Source organism: Microbacterium mitrae (genome assembly GCF_008017445.1).
GTDB lineage: Bacteria > Actinomycetota > Actinomycetes > Actinomycetales > Microbacteriaceae > Microbacterium > Microbacterium mitrae.
Genome location: NZ_VRSW01000001.1, coordinates 88,300 through 108,365 on the forward strand (window position 1 = coordinate 88,300; position 20,066 = coordinate 108,365).

Here is a 20,066-nt window from a genome sequence, read left to right on the forward strand (position 1 = left end):
GCCTTCTTGCGTTTGCTATTCGTACTCTGCGAGGAGCTTGTCGAAGGCGTCTTCGTCGTCTTCGCTGATGGTGGGCCCGGTCACGACGTAAAGAATCACGCCCTCAAGCGGTTCGCCGCTGCGCGCGTTCCAGTCTTCCCGATCCTTACGGAAGCGACCGTCCTCGGTGTCCATGCTGAGGTCGACAATCTGCACGTACAGCGTGAAGTTGGCGTCGTAATCGTCAGCGTAAAACTCCCAAATCGCCTGCTCGGTTGGCTCTGCGGAACCATAGAGCTGTTCCAGCACCTTGTCGTCACGGTAGCCGGGTTCGGTCAGCGAATACATATCGTCGTAACCGAAGTCATTGACCACGGAGTTGATGCTGTTCATCACCGCGGTCTTGTCGCTCACGCCGTGAACGGCCTCATTGGTCATCCACTTTTCACTCGTGTAGGTGAAGAACCAGGATTCGCCACCGTAGCCGTTGCGAATCGGTCGCTTCATCTCGTCGGCAGGTTCTGTCCACGAGAAACCGAAGTCGGTGGTCAAGCGATTGCGCACCTGGCCGAGAAGCTCATCGGCATCGGCCTTGTACTCCTCATAGCTTGGCCCGCCGATCAAATACACCGGCTCTTCATCTTTGATTCCGGGATACTTCTCCCAGAACTTCTGATCATCGCTCTTCAGGTTTTCGTAGTTGCCGGTGTACGCGCTCGTGAGCGCGCCAGCAGCACCGACCGTTGCCACATTCGCAACCAGACAGAGCGCGAGAGCGGCAGAACCCCAACCGCGCGCGCCGGGTGTGAATAGCGCAACCAGTACAAAAACGAGGACGGCAATTTGCAGCGCCAGCATATTGAAGCCGTAGAGCGTGTGACTCCCGCCCACGTTGAGCACGATCACCAACACGATGACGTACACGGCGGCCACAATAAGCGCTGCGATGCCCATCCAGGTGCGCTTCGGCTTGTCAGCAGTGGAACCACGCGGCGGCACGGGAGCGCCGGGAGGGAGCTGCGGCGCACGCGAGCGTTGCGCCCCACGGTAGCCGCCGGGGGGCGGCACGGGGGGAGCGCCGTCGCTACTGGCGACGTAACGGTTTGAGGTGGCTTCGCCGGGGATCACCATGGCTTGTCCGTTTCGTAGTCGCTCCAGGGATCTTCGCCGTCGCGACCGATATCGTCGCGGTCGCGGTCGCCCTGGCCGAGTCGTTCTTCAATTTCATCGAGCTTGTCTTGACCGGGACCGTTGTCGGTCTCTTCACCACCGCCGTCGCCCTCTTCGGGGTCGGTGGGCTGTTCGCCACCTTGGCCGTCTTGCTTTTGCTGCTGTTGCTCTTGCTTTTCTTCCAGGCGCTGTTCGAGCTGCTCACGCTGCGAGCCCATGTCACGGTTGGGATCGCTCGAGTTCTCTGCCGCCTTCTCTTCGTCTTGGCAGTCTTTCGGGCCATCGAGCAGGTTCAGGAGGGCCTCGTCGTAGAGCTTCTTTGCCGCATACGGGTCGCCGGCCTCGTCTTTCAGGTCGCCGAGGCGTTCGATCGTGATGGAAAGGTTGATGCGAACCGCACACTCTTCGAGGCCGGTGACAAGTTCGAGCGACTTCTCAAATTCGGCGCGGGCCGGCGTGTATTGGGCATTGGCGGCCAAGCCCACGGCGTTGTTAAACGGCGCCTTGAACGGTTCGAAAACGTTGACCGGATATTGCCACTGTGCGGCGCGCGAGGTGCCGGAACCATCGCCGGTGATGAAGGATGCGATCGACATGTGCGCGGCGGCATACATGCTGAGAATCTTGACCACGAGCAGCGTGATGACGATCAGAATCGGGATACTGCCGATGCCCACCCACTTGCGGATTCGGCGTCGCCGACGGTTGCGCGCCAACAACTCCGAGGCCGGGTTCGGCTCTGACTCAACAGAATCCTCTGCCACGTCTTGCGAAATCGTCATGAGTGGCTCCCTTCATCCGCAGCACGCTGTTCCGCTCGCGCCGTTGCCTTAAGGCCGCGCAGTTGCGTGGTGAGCATGGTCGCCCGCAACAACTCCCACGCGATGATTGCCGATACCGCGATGGCCAGAATCCACGACAGATCGAAGACACCGCCGGCCGTTTCAGAGTTCGACAGCGTCATCGAGGAGGTAGGCGCTGGCGGGAAGGTGGCCTTGGCGCCTGCTTCTCGCACCTCAAGGTTGACGCCGAGGTCATCCGCGATTTTTTGTAGGTTGGCTTCGTCGATGACCGACAGCGCCACCTCGCCCTCATACTCGATGTATTCGTCGCTGGGGGAGTCGGTGGCGTAGCCGCTGGTGATCTTCATCGGGCCGCCCGCGGTGGTTCCGTAGCCGAACACGGCGCCGCCATCGACGAGCTCGGCAGACTCTGCGAACGAATCGGGCTCACGATCTGAGGTTTGCTCACCGTCGCCAAAGTAGAACACCATGCGCGAGCGGTCGGTGTTCGTCCCAGCCGCGGTTGTTAGCACGCGCTGCAACGAGTTGGCGGCCGCGCCGATATCGGAACCACGACTCACGCTGGTCGTTTCGGGGCGCAGCACCGCAAGCGATGACATCACGGCGCTCGAGTCTGTCGTCAGCGGCAATCGCACCTCGGCGTTACTGGCAAAGGTGATCAGCGAGAAACGCGCGCCGGCGTACTGCGTCACGAGTTCTGCGACGTCTTCTCTGATGCCGTCGATGCGCTGTTCGCCATCGCCCCAGTCTTCGGCGACGATGGAGGCCGTGGTGTCGACCACCAAATAGATATCGGTATTCGTGGTCACCGTTTGCGTCGCCGAACCGGTGAGGCCGGGGCGGAGCAACATCACAAAGCACAGCACGACAAGTAGCGCTCGCGTCGCCCACAATCCTCGCTGTCGTGGCGCCTTCGCCGTGATGAGCGCACGCGCCACGAGATAGACGAGCGGCGCAAACAGCAGCACCAGCAGAATCGGCGTAATGACGGGCTGAAAGGTCATAGCTTCACCCGCCACAACACGAGAAGAAAAGCGACGGCAAAGCCGGCGAGAAGCGTGATCCACAGGTTCGGATCGTCGGTCCACACAATCTGCACGTCACCCTGCAGTGCCGAGGCATCCTCCTCCTGCACGCGGTCGACGATATCTGCCACCGTCGTGGTTCCGCGTAGTTCATACATTTCGCCACCGGTGGAGGCAGCAGCCGCGCGCATTTCTTCGGTGAGCAGCGTGCTCGCCCCGGCCACCGGGTTGATCGCGAAGATGCGAACGCCCTTTGAGCTGGCGTAGGCGGCGGCTTCGGGCAGCGTCACGATGCTGTCGCCGAGCTCTTCGTTATCGCTGGCAAAGATGATCGATCGGCTACGGTCTTCATCCTCGTGATCAAAGCGCATCGCGCACGCGGTGAGGCCGTCGCCAATCAACGACGAGCCGGCACCATTCATGGTTCCAACCCAGTACTCGGGCATCGCATCCCAACTTTCAAAACTGTCGCGGAGCGACTTCAAGTGCTCTTTGACAAATTCGTAATCGTCGGTGAGAGGAAAGACCTGTACCGGTGAGGCGTTGAAAATCGTGAGTCCGATGCGCTCGCCCTTGAAATCGTCGGTGAGCTCGAGGAAGGTATCCAAGATTTCCATGTCAACCTCGGCCATGGACCCAGACACATCCAGGCACAGCATGATGTCGCGACTGGTGTTGACGGGCTGAATGGTCTGCGCGGCCATGGGGCGGGCAGCGGCGATGCCGCCAACGCCCATCGCGATGACACCCAGAGCTAGCGCCGCCGCGAGCGCCACTCGGCGGCGCTTGATGGCGCGCGCGAAGCTCGGCATGTTGCGCAGTCGTTCGGCGCGCGCCAGCGGCGCTCCCGCCTGTGCGCGGTGGCGCCGCGATCGGCGAATGCCGAGAACGATGCCGACGCCGATCACCACGACGATGACGCCCAACATGACCCACGGAACGAAGGCGAAATCTAGTACCACGATGACACCACCGCTCGGGCTGCTGCCGCGCCGGCGACCGGATCAATCACCATGTCTTTGCGGAAGATGCTGGGGTAGTAGTGGCGTTGGAGCGCGTCGATCAGGGCCGGGTGTACGCCCAATTCGACGAGGTCAGACAGCGACAGCACGGGCGCTTCGAGGCCGGAGTACTCGTTGACGTAGGAGCGCACCAGCGCGCTGAGTTCGCGGTTCGCTGTCTTTGGTGACATGGCTCCCGCGGTGTAGGCGGCCTCGATCTGATCGATGCGCGCCGCGTATTCGTAACGCAACTGCGTCAAGACGTCGGCGGTGACCGGAACCGATGGCTGGGTGCTCTGCTTGGGTGGTTTCTCAATGCGGGTAAACCACAGCACCAGTGCCCACGCCACCAGCACGAGGGCGATCAGGCCGACGGCGAGCAGCAGCCAGCCCCAGCCGTACTGATACGGGGGATAGAACTCATCAGGCCCTTGCACGATCCCTCCGATCCAGCATGCGCAAGATATCGGGGATCGTGTTGGCAGAATCACGAACGGTCACATGGCTAATGGCGTATTTTTCGAGCCGCGCGCGACGTTCGGCGTCTTCGCGCTCTTCCTCGGCGACAACGGCGCCGCGCAGCGAATCATCGCCGTGCACAAACTCAGGCACCGCCCACCCCGTGACCACATCGGAACGCGCCGACTGGCTGTGATTTGCCAGCACCGGGTTTGCATCGGTGATGGTGATCCACAGCATGTCGTGCTGTACCCGTAAGCGACGGATGAGCTGATCGGTGCGCTCGTTCATCGGCGCCTCATCGGTAATGATCACGAGGATCATGCGACGTGCCACGGTTGCCGCGACAAACTCCAGCAACTTGTTGATGGAACCTTCGGCGGTGGATTCTTGCGTCGCCGATTGGATGGTGCGCAGCGTTGCCTCGAGCGCAGACTCGCTACGGCCACTGGCACGACGCTTCACCACCGAACTGTCACCATAGACCAACCCGATGTCATCGCCGTGCGAGACGGTGAGGTAGCCCAAAGCCCCGGCGGCAAGCAGCGCCAACTCGTACTTGGGCTCTTCATTCTCGGCGAGCGCCGCCATCGTGGTTCCGGTGTCAACGACAAACAACACGGTGTGCATGCGGTCTGCCCGCATGCGCTTCACGAGAATTTCGTTGTGCCGTGCTGATGCGCGCCAATCGATATCGCGCACCTGGTCACCGACCTGGTACTCGCGAAGATCTTCAAAATCAGACCCGCGGCCGCGCATGAGTGAGGCGTATGCGCCGTCGAGCGGATGCATCGACCGTCGCGCAGACGTGATGAAGAGCTTGCTCTTCACCTGGGTAATAAGGCTGGGCATGGCCGTTACGGGGTCGGCACCGCTGCAAAGATCGCGTCAATGATCTCTTCGCTGCGGATGTTCTCGGCCTGCGCTTCGAACGTGAGCAGAACGCGGTGGCGCAGTACGACGTGGCGGAGAGAGCGCACGTCTTCCGGAACCACGTAGGAGCGGCCGCTTAGAAGCGCGTACGCGCGGGCGGCTTGCAGGAAGGCGATTGAGGCACGCGGGCTTGCGCCGTACTTGAGGTAGCGCGCCTTCTCCTCACCGATATACGGCGCCGGGTTTCGCGTCACGTACACGAGGGAGACGATGTAGTTGCGAACGGCGGCGTCAACATAGATGCGGCTCGCGATGTCTTGTAGCATCTTGACGTCGTCGAGGGAGACGACGCTGGCAACGTGGCCCTCGGAGCCGCGTCCCAGCACGCCGGAGTCGATGCGGTTCAGCACCTCCAGCTCTTCGTTGGGGCTCGGGTACTCCACGATCTCTTTCAGCAAGAAGCGGTCCATCTGAGCCTCGGGCAGCTCGTACGTTCCTTCCTGCTCAATGGGGTTCTGCGTGGCGATGACCAAGAACGGCTCTGGCAGCGGATAAATCTCGCCACCGATGGTCGTCTGGTGCTCTTGCATGGCCTCGAGCATCGCGCTCTGGGTCTTGGCGCTGGAGCGGTTGATCTCGTCAAGCAATACGAAGTTGGCGTGAACCGGGCCAAGCACGGTGCGAAACGAGCCCGAGCTGTTGTCGTAGATCTGGTTGCCGGTGATGTCTGAGGGCAACAGGTCAGGCGTGCACTGAATGCGCTTGAACTGTGCCTGCACGGTAGCGGCGAGCGTGCTTGCCGCGGTTGTCTTAGCCAGACCAGGCACCGACTCCAACAGAATGTGACCGTCGGCGATGAGCGAGATGAGCAGGCTGGTGCGCAGCCGCTCCTGACCCACCATCTTGGCCGAGTACGTGTCAGAAATGACCTTCAGCACTCCGGCTGCTCGTGCCATTTCCTGATCGGTCGGTGCTGCGTGCCCCACGTTCATCGTTGTCCCCTTCATGCGGGCAACTCGATGCGCCCCCGCAGTTACCCTACCTGCGCACTGTGGCGTTTCCTGCTCGATATTGCCTGAATGTGGATAGTGAAAAGGGTGAGTGCTGGCTGGCTGTAGCCTAGATTCATCGCCTATCTGGAGAACTCCGTGACCGAGAACACCCAGCCGTCCTTCCCGTGCGACGGTTTTGCACTCTTTTCCGACAAGTCGGTTATCGCCATGCGCGTGAATGGCGCGCAAAAAGACCTCGCAACGCAGGTCACCGCTGATGACACCGTCGAGCCGATCACCATCGACAGCGCTGACGGGTTGGCGATTCTGCGTCATTCGACCGCGCACATCATGGCTCAGGCCGTGCAGCGGTTGCGCCCGCAATCCAACCTCGGCATTGGCCCGCCCATCACCGACGGTTTCTACTACGACTTTCAGGTAGAGACACCCTTCACGCCAGAAGATCTGAAGGCAATCACCAAAGAGATGCAGTCGATCGTTCGTGAGGGCCAGCGCTTCGTGCGCCGCGTTGTCACCGACGATGAGGCTCGCATTGAGCTGGCCGACGAGCCGTTCAAGCTGGAGCTCATTGGTCTGAAGGGCGGGGGAGCAGAAGCGGCCGAGGGCGCTAGCGTCGAGGTCGGCGAGGGCGAACTCACCATCTACGACAACGTCACCCGCGACGGCGACGTGGCCTGGAAAGACCTCTGCCGCGGCCCGCACATTCCCAACACCCGCATGGCAGGCAACGGCTGGGCGCTAACGCGTGTGGCCGCCGCCTACTGGCGCGGCTCAGAAAAGAACCCGCAGCTGCAGCGCATTTACGGAACCGCGTGGCCGTCGAAAGATGAGATGCGCGCCTACCAGGAGCGGTTGGCCGAGGCGGAGCGTCGCGACCACCGCAAGCTGGGTGCTGAGATGGATCTCTTCTCCTTCCCGGACGAAATTGGTTCCGGCCTCGCCGTCTTCCACCCCAAGGGTGGCATCATTCGCTACGAGATCGAAGAAAACCTTCGCCGGCACCTGCTGCGCAACGGTTATGACGTGGTGAACTCGCCGCACATCACCAAAAAAGACCTGTTTCAGACCTCTGGGCACCTGCAGACCTACGCCGACGGCATGTTCCCGCCGATGCACCTCGACGAGCTCGTCGATGACGAGGGCAACATCACCCGTCAGGGCCAGGACTACTACCTCAAGCCGATGAACTGCCCGTTCCACAACCTCATCTATCGGGCGCGTGGCCGAAGCTACCGCGAGCTGCCGCTTCGCCTGGCAGAATTCGGAACCGTGTACCGCTATGAGAAGAGCGGAACGCTGTCTGGCCTCACCCGGGTGCGTGGCCTCACGCAGGACGACGCACACATCTACGTGACCCAAGATCAGGTGCGAGAAGAGCTCACCACCAACCTGAACCTGGTCTTGGAGTTGCTGCGCGACTACGGACTCAACGACTTCTACCTGGAACTGTCGACCAACGAAATCGGCAACCCGAAGTTCTTGGGTGAGCCGGAACAGTGGGCCACGGCCATTGAAACTCTTCGTGAGGTTGCCATTGAGTCGGGTCTTGAACTCGTCGACGACGCCGGCGGCGCAGCGTTCTACGGCCCGAAGATTTCGGTGCAGGCGCGCGATGCGATCGGCCGCACGTGGCAGATGTCGACGATTCAGCTCGACTTCAACCAGCCCGAGCGGTTCGAGCTGGAATACACCGGCGCTGACGGCGCCAAGCACCGCCCGGTGATGATTCACCGCGCTCTGCTGGGATCGGTTGAGCGCTTCTTTGCCATTCTGCTCGAGCACTACGCCGGCGACTTCCCGCTGTGGCTCGCGCCCGCACAGGTGGTTGGCGTGCCGGTTGCCGATGACTTCGCACCGTACCTTGCCGACGTGATCAACCAGCTTCGCGCCGCAGGCGTGCGTGCCGAGATCGATCGCAGCGATGAGCGCATGCAGAAGAAGATCCGCAACCACACCACGGCCAAGGTTCCACTCATCCTGATCGCCGGCGCCCAAGACCAGGAGGCCGGAACCGTTTCGTTCCGCTTCCGCGATGGTTCAACGCGCAACGGCGTGCCGATCGCCGAGGCAATCGAACTCATCAAGCGCGCGATCGCCGATCACCGTTCCGTGCTGAACGAGGCCGACTTCGCATGACAAGCGACGCTGAACTCGAAGCGGCCGCGCACCTCGCGGGCGTGCCCGACGAGTTTCAGCGGCTGTGGACCCCGCACCGGATGGCCTACATCCAGGCGGGGCCACAGCCCCTCGTCGACGAGTGCCCGTTCTGCGCTGCGCCGCAGATGAGCGATGAACAGGCGCTGATCGTGCACCGCGGCACGCACGCCTTCGTGCTGCTGAATCTGTTTCCGTACAACTCGGGCCACCTGCTGGTGTGCCCGTATCGCCACATTGGCCTGTACGACGAGGCGACGCCCGAAGAAGTCGCCGAGATTGGTGAGCTCACCCAGACGGCGATGCGGGTGCTACGCACCGTCTCAAACTGCGATGGCTTCAATATCGGCATGAATCAGGGGCGAGTCGCGGGTGCCGGCGTTGCCGCGCACCTGCACCAGCATGTGGTTCCGCGGTGGGAAACCGACGCCAACTTCTTTCCGATCATCGCGAAGACGAAGGCATTGCCGCAGCTGCTCGGCGACGTGCGCCAGGCCCTTGCCGATGCGTGGCCGGTGGCCGAAAAGTAGGAGGAGCCATGTCGCAACCGGATGAGGGGCAATACCCCGGAACCCCGCCTCGCCCACCCGGCGATGGCCAGGCGCCGCCGTACGGCGGGCCACCGGTTACGCCGCAACCCCCGCAATACGGCCAGGCTCCGCAGTATGCCCAGGCGCCGCAATCGCCCTACGGTCAGAACCCGCAGTACGGGTATGCGCCGCCGAGCGGTGCGCCCATGCCGAAGAAGCCAAAAACAGGGCTGATCATCACGATCGTGCTCGTCTCGGTCGCAGCGTTGGCAGCACTCGCCGTTGCCGCGATGGTCTTGCTCGGAGCATTTTCACCGAACGATGCTGACGAAGCTGCCGGCGGCGACTCCACCTCCGTTCCGCAGCCCACTCCAACGGTTGAGCCCACGACCACCAGTGAGCCTGCACCCACGGACTCGCCCGATACCTCAGAGCTTGACCTCTCGCCTCGGGACCCGGCGACGCCGTGGCCAGAGACAACCGTAACCTGGCAACCGGGCTCTGCCGAGGCGTTTGCCGCTCGCGAGCAATTCTTCATTGATCAGCAATTGCCGCTGGATGGTTCCGCGCTCGTTGCCACCACTCCAGAACAGCGCACATTTATTGAGCGCCAGCGCGAACACATGGCCAACAACGGGGTCCAAATGACGCCGCAACTGGAGACCATCTTTCTCGCGATGACGAGCGATGCGTGTGAGACCGCGATTCTGAACGCGCACAACATCGACGCCGCGGGCTATGCGTCGTTCGTTGACACCTCACCGATCTTCATTGACTTGTTGGGCTCATCCACCGGTGAGGAACGCGCGGCTGCGAGTGAAAGCCTGGAATCGATCATGCTGTTCGGCATGTCATACGTCTGCCCGGGAGATGTGAACGACTGGGCGCTCATCTATGAAGAGCGCTACGACGCGTATCCGCAGATCTACTGACGGATACCGCCGCCCGGTGTGCGGCCACCCGCGCGACGCGTGCGCGCGTTAGTCGCGAAAGCCTGCGTGATGCGCCACAATGACATGCACTAACAAGACTCGGGGCGTGCATGTCGGGATTCGTGACTTTGGTTGTTCTCATCCTCGTTTTTCTCGTGATGGGGTGGATGACCACACCACAGGGTGACCCGAACAACCGCTGGCGACGTACCGTCATGTTTCTCGGCGCCGTCGGCCTCGGCACGGTACTGGTAGTCGGCGGCTTCGTCGTGCTTCTTGCCGTATTGCTGGTCGTTGGCCTGTTGAACGCGTGGTTTGGCTTTGATCCGGGGCTCTTCACGGGCATCTTCATCATGGTGCTCGTGGGTGGCGTGCTGCTCTTCTCCGCCTTTTTGCCGTTGCTACGCCGGATGCGCATCAGTTTGCAGGTGCTCACCATCGTTGAGTACTACATTCAGTGGATGCTGATCTATGTGACGATCTATCAGGTCGCGATTGATCAGCTCAAGGGGCTGGGCAATATTCTCGGCGGCGCCGAGTTCAAGGGTAAGCTGACCGGCTATCTTTCCAACGTGCTTGACCCCGCGTTTCTGGTCGTGCTGCTGCTGCCGGTGCTGATCTCGGTCTGGGTCACGGTGGCGATGGCGAAACTTCGCATCGAGGCCGAGCACGGTGCCGACGCCACCGAAAAGGTGACGTTCAAGCGTTCTGTTCGTCGCGGCGATCAGCGCGCGGTGACCGCGGTCGGTGCGCCGTCACGAACCGAAGAGCAGGCGTCAGGCGAGCTCGCTGACGACGAGGCAAGCGACGACACGCTCGCAGCCAAATCGAGCATCGAACGCGCCGACGCCTCAGACGAAGACTGAACGCGCGGGCGAGAAGTTCACCGCACCGATGCGACCAAATCGTCGGCAAGTTGACGTTGGTCGTCGTCGGAAAGGTCATGCACGGTGAGGCGCACGTGGGTGCCGGAACCAGGGGAGCGGTTGAGGGCAAATTCGTCCTCGGTGCGCGCCAGCCAGCCACGCTTCATCAGCTCCCGCACGACCGCGTCTGCCGAGGTTCCGGTGTCGACCCACAGGCTAATCGCTGAGAGCGCGGGCGCCGCGATGCCGCGGGCGATGAGGAGATCCGCGAACGCGGCGTTGCGAGTCGCGTAGTGCTGCGCGGCATCGGCAACGACCCGCTGCGCGGCAGGCATCGTGAGCTGACTGAGCGTGAGCCGCTGCAGAATGTGGCTGACCCACGTGGTTCCGGGGCTCAGCCGCATCGCCAGGCGAGACTGGGTGTGTGGGTCGGTGGCGACGATGGCGAGGCCCATATCGGGGCCCAAAAACTTGGAGACAGAGCGCACCAGCGCGAAACGTTGGTGATCGGGGCCGATCAAACTCACCGGCGCCTCGCTGGCCAGCATAGAAAAGTGATCGTCTTCAATGATCAGCACGTACGGGTGCGCGGCAAGAATGTCACGCAGCTCGGCGGCTCGCTGCGGCGACATCGTGACGCCCGTGGGGTTCTGGGCGCGCGGGGTGGTGACAATCGCGCGGACGCCCTGATCAAGCGCGTGGCGGAGCCCAGCCGGGGTGATACCTTCGGCATCGACCGGCATGCCGACCGCGCGATACCCACCCAGCTTCACGGTGTGAATGCTGGCGAGAAAGCAGGGGTCTTCCAGCCCAACGGCATCATCACGCACCAGCGCGCCGGCCAAGAGTCGTTCAATGGCGTCGACGGCGCCGCTCGTGACGGTGATGCCGATATCTGCGGGCGCGAGATCGGGTGCGCACCAATTGCGCGCCCACTGCTCCAGCGCCGCGTCGATCGTCGGTTCGCCGTACATCACCGGCCGATCAGCCAACGCCGCGAGCGCGGGTGCCAGGGGTGGGATTAGCCTCGGGTCGGGGTTTCCGGAGCCAACGTCCCGCAGCACCGTGTCGTGGGCGTAGCCGTCTTGCGCGGAACGAGCGGAACCAGCGACGCGGGTGCCGCCGCGGCCGTGAGAGGAAGTGACACCCGCCTGAGAGAGTAGTCGGTACGCCGCAACGGCCGTGTTGCGATTGACGTTGAGCTGTTCGGCGAGCGTGCGCACCGGGGGCAGGATTTCGCCGGGAACAAGCGTGCCGCGATCAACCAGTGCACGCACGCTTTCGGCGATGTCGGCTGCGGTGGTTCCGGTGATGTGTTGCGTCATGATTACTCACGTTGAGTCTAGGGGGAGTGCGCGTGATACTTTATGGCATAGGTCAAACGATTTATTGACACATCTTCTGCTCAAGGAGCCTCTCATGACTGTTTCCACCACCGCTACGACGCGCGTCAAGCGCGGCCTCGCCGACATGCTGAAGGGCGGCGTCATCATGGATGTCGTCACCGCGGAGCAGGCGCGCATTGCCGAAGACGCCGGCGCCGTCGCGGTCATGGCGCTGGAGCGTGTGCCCGCAGATATTCGTGCGCAGGGTGGTGTCGCACGCATGAGCGACCCGGATCTGATCGATGCGATTCAAGCCGCCGTATCGATTCCGGTGATGGCGAAGGCCCGTATTGGTCACTTCGTTGAGGCTCAGGTTCTCGGTGCGCTCGGCGTTGACTACATCGACGAGTCTGAGGTGCTTTCTCCGGCCGACTACGTCAACCACATCGACAAGTGGCAGTACGAGGTTCCGTTTGTCTGCGGCGCCACCAACCTGGGCGAAGCCCTGCGCCGCATCACGGAGGGCGCGGCCATGATCCGCTCGAAGGGTGAGGCCGGAACGGGCGACGTGTCGGAGGCGACGAAGCACATCCGCACGATCAAGGCCGAGATCAACGCGCTGCGCGCCAAGACGAAGGACGAGCTGTACGTCGCGGCCAAGGAGCTTCAGGCACCCTACGACCTGGTTGCCGAGGTCGCAGAGACCGGCAAGCTGCCCGTCGTGCTCTTTGTTGCCGGCGGTGTTGCTACCCCTGCCGACGCCGCGATGATGATGCAACTGGGTGCTGACGGCGTCTTCGTTGGTTCCGGCATCTTTAAGTCGGGCAACCCGGCCGCTCGCGCGGCAGCCATCGTCAAGGCGACCACGTTCTTTGACGACGCCAACGTGATCGCCGAGGTCTCCCGCGGACTGGGCGAGGCCATGGTCGGCATCAACGTTGCCGACCTGGCAGCACCGCACCGCCTCGCCGAGCGCGGCTGGTAAAGCATGATCGTCGGTGTGCTCGCCCTCCAGGGCGGAGTAAGCGAGCACATTGCGATGCTCGAGAGCCTCGGCGTCACCGCGCGTCCGGTGCGCCGCCCCGACGACCTTGTTGGGCTCGACGGGCTGGTGCTACCCGGCGGTGAATCCGGCGTCATTGATCGCCTGACGCGGCTGTTCGGTCTGCGCGCGCCGCTGCAAGAGGCGATCGCGTCCGGTCTGCCGGTGCTCGGAACCTGTGCTGGGCTCATCCTGCTTGCCGACCGCATCCTCGGCGCGGCTCCCGGTCAGCAAACGCTCGGCGGCCTCGACGTCACCGTGCAGCGAAATGCCTTCGGCTCGCAGCGCGACTCGTTTGACACCGTGGTTGACGTCGCCGGGGTGGGGGCGATTGAGGCTTCGTTCATTCGCGCCCCGATTGTGACGGCGGTGGGAACCAATGCGCAGGTGATTGCGCAACTGCCCGATGGCCGCATCGTTGGCGTGCGTCAGGGCAACCTGATCGGAGTTTCGTTTCATCCCGAAGTTTCTGGCGACAGTCGATTGCACTCCGCTTTTGTGCAGTCAATCGCCGCGCGCGTGTGACTTTCGTGATCTGCGCGTAAACTGAGTGGCGCAAAACACGAGCGGAGACATATGTCAGGGCATTCCAAATGGGCAACCACGAAGCACAAGAAGGCCGTCATCGACGCGCGACGTGCCAAGTCGTGGGCAAAGCTCATCAAGAACATCGAAGTTGCAGCAAAGCTCGGCGGCGCCGACCTCTCGGGCAACCCGACGCTATTTGACGCCGTACTCAAGGCGAAGAAGACGTCTGTTCCCAAAGACAACATTGACCGCGCCATCAAGCGTGGCGCCGGCATCGGTGGCGAAGCCATCGAGTACACCTCGATCATGTACGAAGCGTATGGCCCCAACGGTGTCGCGCTCATGATCGAGTGTCTGACCGACAACAAGAACCGCGCAGCGGCCGAGGTGCGCACGGCTCTGAGCCGCAACGGCGGCACGCTGGCAGACCCTGGTTCCGTCGCCTACAACTTCGCACGCAAGGGCGTTATCGAGGTTCCGGTTGAAGGAACCACGGAAGACGACGTCATGATGGCGGCGCTGGACGCAGGCGCAGAAGAAATCACCAACGAGGGCGAGACCTTCGAAGTGATTACGGAGCCCGCAGACCTGGTCGCCACGCGTACCGCGCTGCAGGAGGCTGGCATCGAGTACGACAGCGCTGAGGCGCAGTTTGTGCCCAACCTGAAGGTCGAAGTTGACGCCGACACGGCGCGCAAGATCTTCCGTCTGATCGACGCCCTCGAAGACTCTGAAGACGTGCAGAACGTGTACTCGAACTTTGATCTGACCCCCGAGGTTCAGGCAGAGCTCGAAGCCGAAGACGAGTAATACCCGCGCGCCCAGCGCCGCACGTCACAGTGCTCGCATACCGTTGGTGTGTGAGCACTGTGCGCGTTTTGGGCATCGACCCTGGCCTGACCCGTTGCGGTGTCGGCATCGTCGATGTGCAGGCCAACCGCTCAGCCACCCTCGTGCACGTCGGCGTGATTGGTTCATCTCCCGATATGGAACCAGGCATGCGGCTTGCGCTTATTGCGCGTGGCATCCGCGCCGTGCTTGACGAGCATCGGCCAGACGCGGTCGCGGTGGAGCGTGTGTTCGCACAGCACAACAAGTCGACCGTGATGGCGACGGCACAGGCATCGGGCGTCGCGCTCATGCTGGCCGCCGAACGCGGTATCCCCACGGCAACGCACACACCGAGTGAGGTAAAGGCTGCGATCACCGGATACGGCAACGCCGAAAAGCTCCAGGTGCAGACGATGGTTGCCCGCGTGCTGCGACTCGATGAGCTCCCGAAGCCAGCGGATGCCGCGGACGCGCTGGCGTTGGCGTTGTGTCATGCCTGGCGACGCGGTTCCGTCGCGGTAGCGGGCGCGGAAGGGCGGCTCACGCCCGCGCAGCGCGCGTGGGCAGAAGCCGAGCGCCGCACGCGGCGCGCGTGACGATTCTCCCACGCTCACTCGGAGTGTTGTCGAACATATCTACGATGCATGCGTAGGGTGGAACCATGATCTCTTCTCTGCGTGGCACCGTGCTGCACGCATCGCTTGATGCCGTCATCATCGATGTGGGTGGTGTGGGCTTCTCCGTTGCCGTGCCGCCGGACGTTGCCCGCACGGCGCACGTGGGGGAGACGCTTGCGTTGCACACGCACCTGGTCGTCCGAGAAGACGCGCTGAACCTGTTTGGTTTTGCCGAGCGTGAAGAACTCACCGTCTTTGGCGTGCTCATTTCAGTGACCGGCGTCGGGCCGAAATCGGCCCTCGGGGTGCTATCAACCCTCACGGTCGAACAGATTGCTCAGGCCGTGGCCGATGACGACGACACGCCGTTTCGCAAGGTGTCGGGCATCGGTCCCAAGACCGCCAAGCTCATCGTGGTGCAGCTGGCAGGAAAGATCGCGCCACCCGTTCCGGGCGCCGCGCCCCTCGCCTCGGTCGCGCCCGATGTTTCCGCACAGGTGACCATCGCACTCACCGGGCTGGGATGGAATGAACGTCTGGCAGCCGACGCCGTGGCCGTCGTCGCCGCAGAGGCCACGGAATCGGAGCGTTCCAGCGTGCAGGCGCTGCTGCGCCGCGCCCTCGCGGCGCTCGGACCCCAGGCGAGCCGATGACAGACGAAATCAGTCCGGTGTCGCCGGCGCCACAAGACGATACGGAGCTCGCCATCGAAGGCGCATTGCGCCCCGCATCCCTCGATGCTTTCATCGGTCAGCACAAGGTGCGTGGCCAGCTGGAGCTGCTGCTGGAGGCGGCTCGTCTCCAGCACCGCACGCCCGACCATATTTTGCTTTCTGGCCCTCCGGGGCTCGGAAAGACGACGCTCGCCATGATTGTTGCGCATGAGTCAAATCGTCCGCTGCGCCTCTCGTCCGGCCCCGCCATTCAGCACGCGGGAGACCTCGCCGCGCTACTCTCGAGCCTCACGCCGGGCGAAGTTCTCTTCATCGATGAAATTCATCGCATGGCGCGCTCGGCCGAAGAAATGCTCTACCTCGCGATGGAAGACTTTCGCATCGACATCATGGTCGGCAAGGGCGCCGGCGCCACCAGCATTCCACTCGAGTTGGCGCCGTTCACCCTCGTCGGCGCAACCACTCGTTCCGGCATGCTGCCCAACCCGTTGCGCGACCGCTTCGGTTTTACCGCGCACCTGGAGTATTACGACGCGGCCGAACTCGAACAGGTCGTTCACCGCTCGTCTCTTGTCATTGGCGTTGACCTTGGCCCCGAAGCCCGCGGTGAAATCGCGCGGCGCTCGCGTGGCACACCGCGAATCGCCAACCGCCTGTTGCGCCGCGTGCGTGACTATCTGCTCGTGCATCAGGTTCAATCAGACGTGCAGGCCGTCTCCGCGGCACTCGATCTTTACGATGTTGATGCGATCGGTCTTGACCGTCTTGACCGCGCCGTTCTTGACGCTCTGGTGCGAAAGTTTCGCGGCGGACCGGTCGGACTATCGACGCTAGCGGTTGCGGTGGGCGAAGAAGCCGATACGGTGGAGAGTGTGGTTGAGCCATATCTGGTGAGAATCGGATTCATGGGTCGCACTCCACGAGGACGAATCGCGATGCCCGAAGCGTACGCACACCTCAGAATCCCGCATTCTGACGGTGGTCTTCGTTTCGATGATTTATAATCGCTGAAGGTTTTCTTACCTCCCTTAACGCCCGAAAGGCCCCCTTCTGATGTCAGATCCCAGCAGCCTGATTCTGCTCGTCCTCGCGGGCGCCCTCCTTGTATTCATGATCTTCAACTCGCGCAAGCGCATGAAGAAGATGAAGGAAGAACAGGAAGCAAAGCAGTCCCAGACCGTTCCCGGCGCTGAGGTTCTGCTGCAGAGCGGTATCTTCGGCACGATTGTTAGCTACGACTCCGAGAACCTTGACGCACCCGTCGAGGTCGAGATTGCACCCGGTGTCGTGATCAAGGCGCACAGCCAGGCGATCCTGCGCATTGTGGAGCCGGTTGAGAACGAAGAGGTACTCGAGGCTCCGGCTATCGAGAGCATCGACGAAGAGCCGACCATTGAATCGGCTGAAGAAACCCGTCGTCGCCTCGACAACAACAACGGCTAATACCCGAAGTGATCGCGCGCTCTCGGTGAGCGCTTGTGTAGAAAGCTGACCATTCGTGGCCACATCAACCCCAGTCCGGCACGCTTGGCGTGCGCTGATCGGACTTGTCGTCGTTATCGCGGTGCTCTTCGGAATTAACGCCCTCGGCGTTTACGTCTTCCAGAAGAGCTCGTGGACCCCCGAGCTTGCTCTTGACCTTCAGGGCGGAACGCAAATCACGCTGTCGGCGCAGACAGAAGATGGCGCGGCTCCGTCGCCGGAACAATTGCAGCAGGCCGTGGGAATCATCCGCCAGCGTGTTGACGCGTCCGGTGTCTCGGAGTCGGAGATTCTCACCGAGGGTGGCCGCAACATCGTGGTGCAGGTTCCCGGAACCATCGACCAGGAGACCAGCGACCGCCTGGAAGCGAGCGCGCAGATGACGTTGCGCCCGGTTCTGGTGGCAACGCAGGGCGCCAACACCTTCATTGGTGAGGACGGTGCGGAGACGCCCTACCCGTGGCCCACGCAGTCCCTGGCAGCGACGCCCGCCGTCGAGCCAACGAACGCTTCCGACCTCAACTGGGTGACAGAAGAGCTCGCAGCCGAGTTCAACGCTTTCGACTGCGCGGCTCCCCAGAAGGACCCCTCGAAGGCTGACCCGGACGCCGCGATGATCGCCTGTGACGCAGACGGCTTCACGAAGTACATCCTCGGCCCCGTCGAACTCGATGGTTCCCACATCGATGACGCATCAAACGGCTACGACCAGCAGCGCGCACAGTGGCTGGTGCAGCTTGACTTCGATGACGAGGGCACCAAGATCTTCGCGGAGATCAGCCAGCGCCTCGTGACGATGACGGGCTCGCAGCGCCAGTTCGCTTTCGTCCTTGACGGCCTGGTGATCTCGGCACCCGAGATGCAGGCACAGATTCTCGACGGCCGCCCATCGATTTCTGGCCCGACGCTGGATGCCGAAGGAACCAAGGCGCTTGCTGAGCAGCTGAAGTTCGGTGCACTGCCGCTGAGCTTTGTGACGGAGTCCAACTCGCAGATTTCTGCAACGCTGGGAACCCAGCAGTTGCAGATCGGTCTGATCGCGGCCCTCATCGGTCTCGCGCTGGTCGCCGTCTACTCGCTGATCTCTTATCGCGCTCTCGGCCTGGTGATCATTGCGTCGCTTGCGGTCATGGCCGTCATCACATACGTGACGCTGTGTATTCTCGCGTGGCGCATGGGCTTCCGCCTGTCGCTCGCCGGTGTCGCCGGTTTGATTGTGACCATCGGTTTTACCGCCGACTCGTTTATCGTCTACTTCGAACGTATTCGAGACGAATTGCGTGACGGCAAGTCTGTGACGGCCGCCGTTGAAGACGGTTGGGACCGCGCTAAGCGCACGATCTACATTTCCAAGTCGATCAACGTGCTGTGCGCCGTGGTGCTGTATGTGCTCGCCGACTCGTCGGTCAAGGGCTTCGCGTTCACGCTGGGGCTCACCACCGTCATCGACGTGCTGATCTTCATCCTCTTCACGCACCCGGTCATGCAGCTGTTGGCACGTACCCGCTTCTTCGGTGGCGGCCACCCGTTCTCCGGAATGAACGCTGAAGCACTGGGCGCCGTGTACCGCAACCGCGCGCAGTTCAAGGAGATCCCGACGACGGCACCGAGCCACGGCAAGAGCGCGAAAGACGCGAAGAGCCGTGGCGAGGCGCAGCGCCGTCAGACCATCGCAGAGCGTAAGGCCGCAGAGGCTAACGCCGCTCGAAATACCACCACGACGAAGGAAAGGAACGAAGACTAATGGGTGCAATGAGTCAGCTCGGTAATGACCTGTACACCGGTGAACGATCCGTTCCTTTTGTGCAGAAGCGCAAGCTGTGGTTTGTGATCGCACTCGTTCTGGTGCTCGCATCGATCGCGGTGCTCTTCATTCGTCCGCCGCAGTTCTCGATTGAGTTCACCGGGGGCTCGCAGTTCACGGTTTCTGGCGCAACGACGGCCGACGAGTCGATCCAAGCGCAGGCAGACGCTCGTGACGCCGTGGTCCGCATTGTGCCGGATGCGACGACGAAGGTCACCACGATCTCCGGAACCGACATCCGCGTGCAGACCTCGCAAATGTCGCAAGACGACACGCGCCTGGTGTCGGCGGCACTAGCAGAAACCTTCGGCGTCGACGAGAGCAAGGCCGTCACCGCAAGCTTTGTCGGCCCGTCGTGGGGTGCCGATGTCACCAAGCAGTCGCTGTGGGGTCTGGGCGTCTTCCTCGCCCTCGCGTTCTTGATCCTGGCGATCTACTTCCGCACGTGGAAGATGTCGCTGGCCGCGATCATCGGCCTGGTCGACGTGCTGATCATCACGCTCGGAATCTACGCGGCCTTCGGCTTTGAGATCTCGCCGGCGGCGGTCATTGGCTTCCTGACGATTCTTGGCTACTCGCTGTACGACACCACGGTGGTCTTCGACAAGATTCGTGAGACAACGTGGGAGCAGGGCTCTGCCTCAACGCGCACCTTCGGCGAGTCGGTCAACCTCGGTGTCAACCAGACGCTGATCCGCTCCATCAACACGTCGATCGTTGCCGTGCTTCCCGTCGGCGCGATCCTCATCATCGGTGCCATGTGGATGGGCGCCCAGACGCTCAGCGACATTTCGCTGTCGATCACAGTCGGCATCATTGTCGCGGCATACTCCACGCTGTTCGTTGCGGCGCCGCTGTACTCCTTCCTTCGTGAGTCGGAACCAGAGATCAAGCGTCACGACGCGAAGGTGCTTGCGGCACGCGAAGCCGCGTGACGCGCCGCGCACCTCGCTGTGCG

The 20,066-nt window shown here is 62.4% G+C and carries 21 protein-coding genes; 13 read left to right on the forward strand and 8 right to left on the reverse strand.

The window, feature by feature from the left end; genetic code table 11:
* Positions 1-15: 15 nt before the first annotated feature.
* The 7 genes from FVP60_RS00370 to FVP60_RS00400 are packed head-to-tail and all read right to left on the reverse strand — an operon-like array spanning position 16 to position 6,302.
* Entirely contained in the window at positions 16-1,110 is a 1,095-nt protein-coding gene (locus tag FVP60_RS00370) for a hypothetical protein (protein ID WP_147824304.1), read from the reverse strand.
* Positions 1,104-1,931 carry a hypothetical protein gene (locus tag FVP60_RS00375; protein ID WP_147824305.1) on the reverse strand — a complete coding sequence of 276 codons (828 nt, stop codon included), beginning with the start codon at positions 1,929-1,931 and terminating at the stop codon, positions 1,104-1,106. Before FVP60_RS00375 ends, FVP60_RS00370 begins: the two co-directional genes overlap by 7 nt.
* Positions 1,928-2,956, reverse strand: a complete 1,029-nt coding sequence (locus tag FVP60_RS00380; protein ID WP_147824306.1) for a vWA domain-containing protein — start codon at positions 2,954-2,956, stop codon at positions 1,928-1,930. Before FVP60_RS00380 ends, FVP60_RS00375 begins: the two co-directional genes overlap by 4 nt.
* Complete coding sequence (locus tag FVP60_RS00385; RefSeq protein ID WP_246132407.1) at positions 2,953-3,939, reverse strand: vWA domain-containing protein; 987 nt, start codon at positions 3,937-3,939, stop codon at positions 2,953-2,955. Before FVP60_RS00385 ends, FVP60_RS00380 begins: the two co-directional genes overlap by 4 nt.
* The gene (locus FVP60_RS00390; protein WP_147824307.1) at positions 3,930-4,415 is read right to left on the reverse strand and encodes a hypothetical protein; all 486 of its coding nucleotides are present in this window, start codon (positions 4,413-4,415) and stop codon (positions 3,930-3,932) included. Before FVP60_RS00390 ends, FVP60_RS00385 begins: the two co-directional genes overlap by 10 nt.
* Complete coding sequence (locus FVP60_RS00395) at positions 4,402-5,289, reverse strand: DUF58 domain-containing protein (protein ID WP_147824308.1); 888 nt, start codon at positions 5,287-5,289, stop codon at positions 4,402-4,404. Before FVP60_RS00395 ends, FVP60_RS00390 begins: the two co-directional genes overlap by 14 nt.
* Before the next feature lie 5 nt (positions 5,290-5,294).
* Entirely contained in the window at positions 5,295-6,302 is a 1,008-nt protein-coding gene (locus FVP60_RS00400; protein ID WP_147824309.1) for an AAA family ATPase, read from the reverse strand.
* Positions 6,303-6,530: 228 nt separating this feature from the next.
* Here FVP60_RS00400 and thrS point away from each other — a divergent pair, with 228 nt between their 5' ends.
* The 4 genes from thrS to FVP60_RS00420 all read left to right on the forward strand — a co-directional run bounded on the left by thrS (position 6,531) and on the right by FVP60_RS00420 (position 10,805).
* Positions 6,531-8,459: a threonine--tRNA ligase gene (gene thrS, locus FVP60_RS00405; protein WP_222705895.1), complete on the forward strand. Its 1,929-nt coding sequence runs from the start codon at positions 6,531-6,533 to the stop codon at positions 8,457-8,459.
* Entirely contained in the window at positions 8,456-9,007 is a 552-nt protein-coding gene (locus FVP60_RS00410) for an HIT family protein (protein WP_147824311.1), read from the forward strand. Before thrS ends, FVP60_RS00410 begins: the two co-directional genes overlap by 4 nt.
* Positions 9,008-9,015: 8 nt before the next feature.
* On the forward strand, positions 9,016-9,939 hold the full coding sequence (locus tag FVP60_RS00415) for a hypothetical protein (RefSeq protein ID WP_147824312.1): 924 nt from the start codon (positions 9,016-9,018) through the stop codon (positions 9,937-9,939).
* A 122-nt stretch (positions 9,940-10,061) separates the two neighbouring features.
* Entirely contained in the window at positions 10,062-10,805 is a 744-nt protein-coding gene (locus tag FVP60_RS00420) for an SA1002 family membrane protein (protein WP_147824313.1), read from the forward strand.
* A gap of 17 nt (positions 10,806-10,822) precedes the next feature.
* Here the strand turns inward: FVP60_RS00420 and FVP60_RS00425 are convergent, their stop codons facing one another.
* Positions 10,823-12,130, reverse strand: a complete 1,308-nt coding sequence (locus tag FVP60_RS00425) for an aminotransferase class I/II-fold pyridoxal phosphate-dependent enzyme (protein ID WP_147824314.1) — start codon at positions 12,128-12,130, stop codon at positions 10,823-10,825.
* Between the two features lie 94 nt (positions 12,131-12,224).
* Here FVP60_RS00425 and pdxS point away from each other — a divergent pair, with 94 nt between their 5' ends.
* The 9 genes from pdxS (at position 12,225) to secF (ending at position 20,043) form a co-directional block, all read left to right on the forward strand.
* On the forward strand, positions 12,225-13,115 hold the full coding sequence (gene pdxS, locus FVP60_RS00430; protein WP_147824315.1) for a pyridoxal 5'-phosphate synthase lyase subunit PdxS: 891 nt from the start codon (positions 12,225-12,227) through the stop codon (positions 13,113-13,115).
* Positions 13,116-13,118: 3 nt separating this feature from the next.
* Positions 13,119-13,697 carry a pyridoxal 5'-phosphate synthase glutaminase subunit PdxT gene (gene pdxT, locus FVP60_RS00435; RefSeq protein WP_147824316.1) on the forward strand — a complete coding sequence of 193 codons (579 nt, stop codon included), beginning with the start codon at positions 13,119-13,121 and terminating at the stop codon, positions 13,695-13,697.
* 51 nt (positions 13,698-13,748) lie between these two features.
* The gene (locus FVP60_RS00440) at positions 13,749-14,510 is read left to right on the forward strand and encodes a YebC/PmpR family DNA-binding transcriptional regulator (protein WP_147824317.1); all 762 of its coding nucleotides are present in this window, start codon (positions 13,749-13,751) and stop codon (positions 14,508-14,510) included.
* A gap of 50 nt (positions 14,511-14,560) precedes the next feature.
* On the forward strand, positions 14,561-15,127 hold the full coding sequence (ruvC, locus tag FVP60_RS00445) for a crossover junction endodeoxyribonuclease RuvC (protein WP_147824318.1): 567 nt from the start codon (positions 14,561-14,563) through the stop codon (positions 15,125-15,127).
* A 65-nt stretch (positions 15,128-15,192) separates the two neighbouring features.
* Entirely contained in the window at positions 15,193-15,801 is a 609-nt protein-coding gene (gene ruvA / locus FVP60_RS00450) for a Holliday junction branch migration protein RuvA (protein WP_147824319.1), read from the forward strand.
* Positions 15,798-16,826 carry a Holliday junction branch migration DNA helicase RuvB gene (gene ruvB, locus FVP60_RS00455; RefSeq protein WP_147824320.1) on the forward strand — a complete coding sequence of 343 codons (1,029 nt, stop codon included), beginning with the start codon at positions 15,798-15,800 and terminating at the stop codon, positions 16,824-16,826. Before ruvA ends, ruvB begins: the two co-directional genes overlap by 4 nt.
* A 49-nt stretch (positions 16,827-16,875) precedes the next feature.
* Positions 16,876-17,265 (forward strand): preprotein translocase subunit YajC, encoded by a 390-nt coding sequence (locus tag FVP60_RS00460; RefSeq protein WP_147824321.1) that lies wholly within the window; start codon positions 16,876-16,878, stop codon positions 17,263-17,265.
* A 55-nt stretch (positions 17,266-17,320) separates the two neighbouring features.
* Positions 17,321-19,048 (forward strand): protein translocase subunit SecD, encoded by a 1,728-nt coding sequence (secD, locus tag FVP60_RS00465; RefSeq protein WP_147824322.1) that lies wholly within the window; start codon positions 17,321-17,323, stop codon positions 19,046-19,048.
* Complete coding sequence (gene secF / locus FVP60_RS00470; RefSeq protein ID WP_147824323.1) at positions 19,048-20,043, forward strand: protein translocase subunit SecF; 996 nt, start codon at positions 19,048-19,050, stop codon at positions 20,041-20,043. The genes secD and secF overlap by 1 nt, the downstream gene beginning before the upstream one ends.
* Positions 20,044-20,066: the final 23 nt, after the last annotated feature.

What these genes read in the sequence shown, in the direction of transcription:
- FVP60_RS00370 (WP_147824304.1), bottom strand. Translation starts at nt 1,110, where the DNA reads ATGGTGATCCCCGGCGAAGCCACCTCAAACCGTTACGTCGCCAGTAGC.
- FVP60_RS00375 (WP_147824305.1), bottom strand. Translation starts at nt 1,931, where the DNA reads ATGACGATTTCGCAAGACGTGGCAGAGGATTCTGTTGAGTCAGAGCCG.
- FVP60_RS00380 (WP_147824306.1), bottom strand. Translation starts at nt 2,956, where the DNA reads ATGACCTTTCAGCCCGTCATTACGCCGATTCTGCTGGTGCTGCTGTTT.
- FVP60_RS00395 (WP_147824308.1), bottom strand. Translation starts at nt 5,289, where the DNA reads ATGCCCAGCCTTATTACCCAGGTGAAGAGCAAGCTCTTCATCACGTCT.
- FVP60_RS00400 (WP_147824309.1), bottom strand. Translation starts at nt 6,302, where the DNA reads ATGAACGTGGGGCACGCAGCACCGACCGATCAGGAAATGGCACGAGCA.
- thrS (WP_222705895.1), top strand. Translation starts at nt 6,531, where the DNA reads ATGCGCGTGAATGGCGCGCAAAAAGACCTCGCAACGCAGGTCACCGCT.
- FVP60_RS00410 (WP_147824311.1), top strand. Translation starts at nt 8,456, where the DNA reads ATGACAAGCGACGCTGAACTCGAAGCGGCCGCGCACCTCGCGGGCGTG.
- FVP60_RS00415 (WP_147824312.1), top strand. Translation starts at nt 9,016, where the DNA reads ATGTCGCAACCGGATGAGGGGCAATACCCCGGAACCCCGCCTCGCCCA.
- FVP60_RS00425 (WP_147824314.1), bottom strand. Translation starts at nt 12,130, where the DNA reads ATGACGCAACACATCACCGGAACCACCGCAGCCGACATCGCCGAAAGC.
- pdxS (WP_147824315.1), top strand. Translation starts at nt 12,225, where the DNA reads ATGACTGTTTCCACCACCGCTACGACGCGCGTCAAGCGCGGCCTCGCC.
- pdxT (WP_147824316.1), top strand. Translation starts at nt 13,119, where the DNA reads ATGATCGTCGGTGTGCTCGCCCTCCAGGGCGGAGTAAGCGAGCACATT.
- FVP60_RS00440 (WP_147824317.1), top strand. Translation starts at nt 13,749, where the DNA reads ATGTCAGGGCATTCCAAATGGGCAACCACGAAGCACAAGAAGGCCGTC.
- ruvA (WP_147824319.1), top strand. Translation starts at nt 15,193, where the DNA reads ATGATCTCTTCTCTGCGTGGCACCGTGCTGCACGCATCGCTTGATGCC.
- ruvB (WP_147824320.1), top strand. Translation starts at nt 15,798, where the DNA reads ATGACAGACGAAATCAGTCCGGTGTCGCCGGCGCCACAAGACGATACG.
- FVP60_RS00460 (WP_147824321.1), top strand. Translation starts at nt 16,876, where the DNA reads ATGTCAGATCCCAGCAGCCTGATTCTGCTCGTCCTCGCGGGCGCCCTC.
- secF (WP_147824323.1), top strand. Translation starts at nt 19,048, where the DNA reads ATGGGTGCAATGAGTCAGCTCGGTAATGACCTGTACACCGGTGAACGA.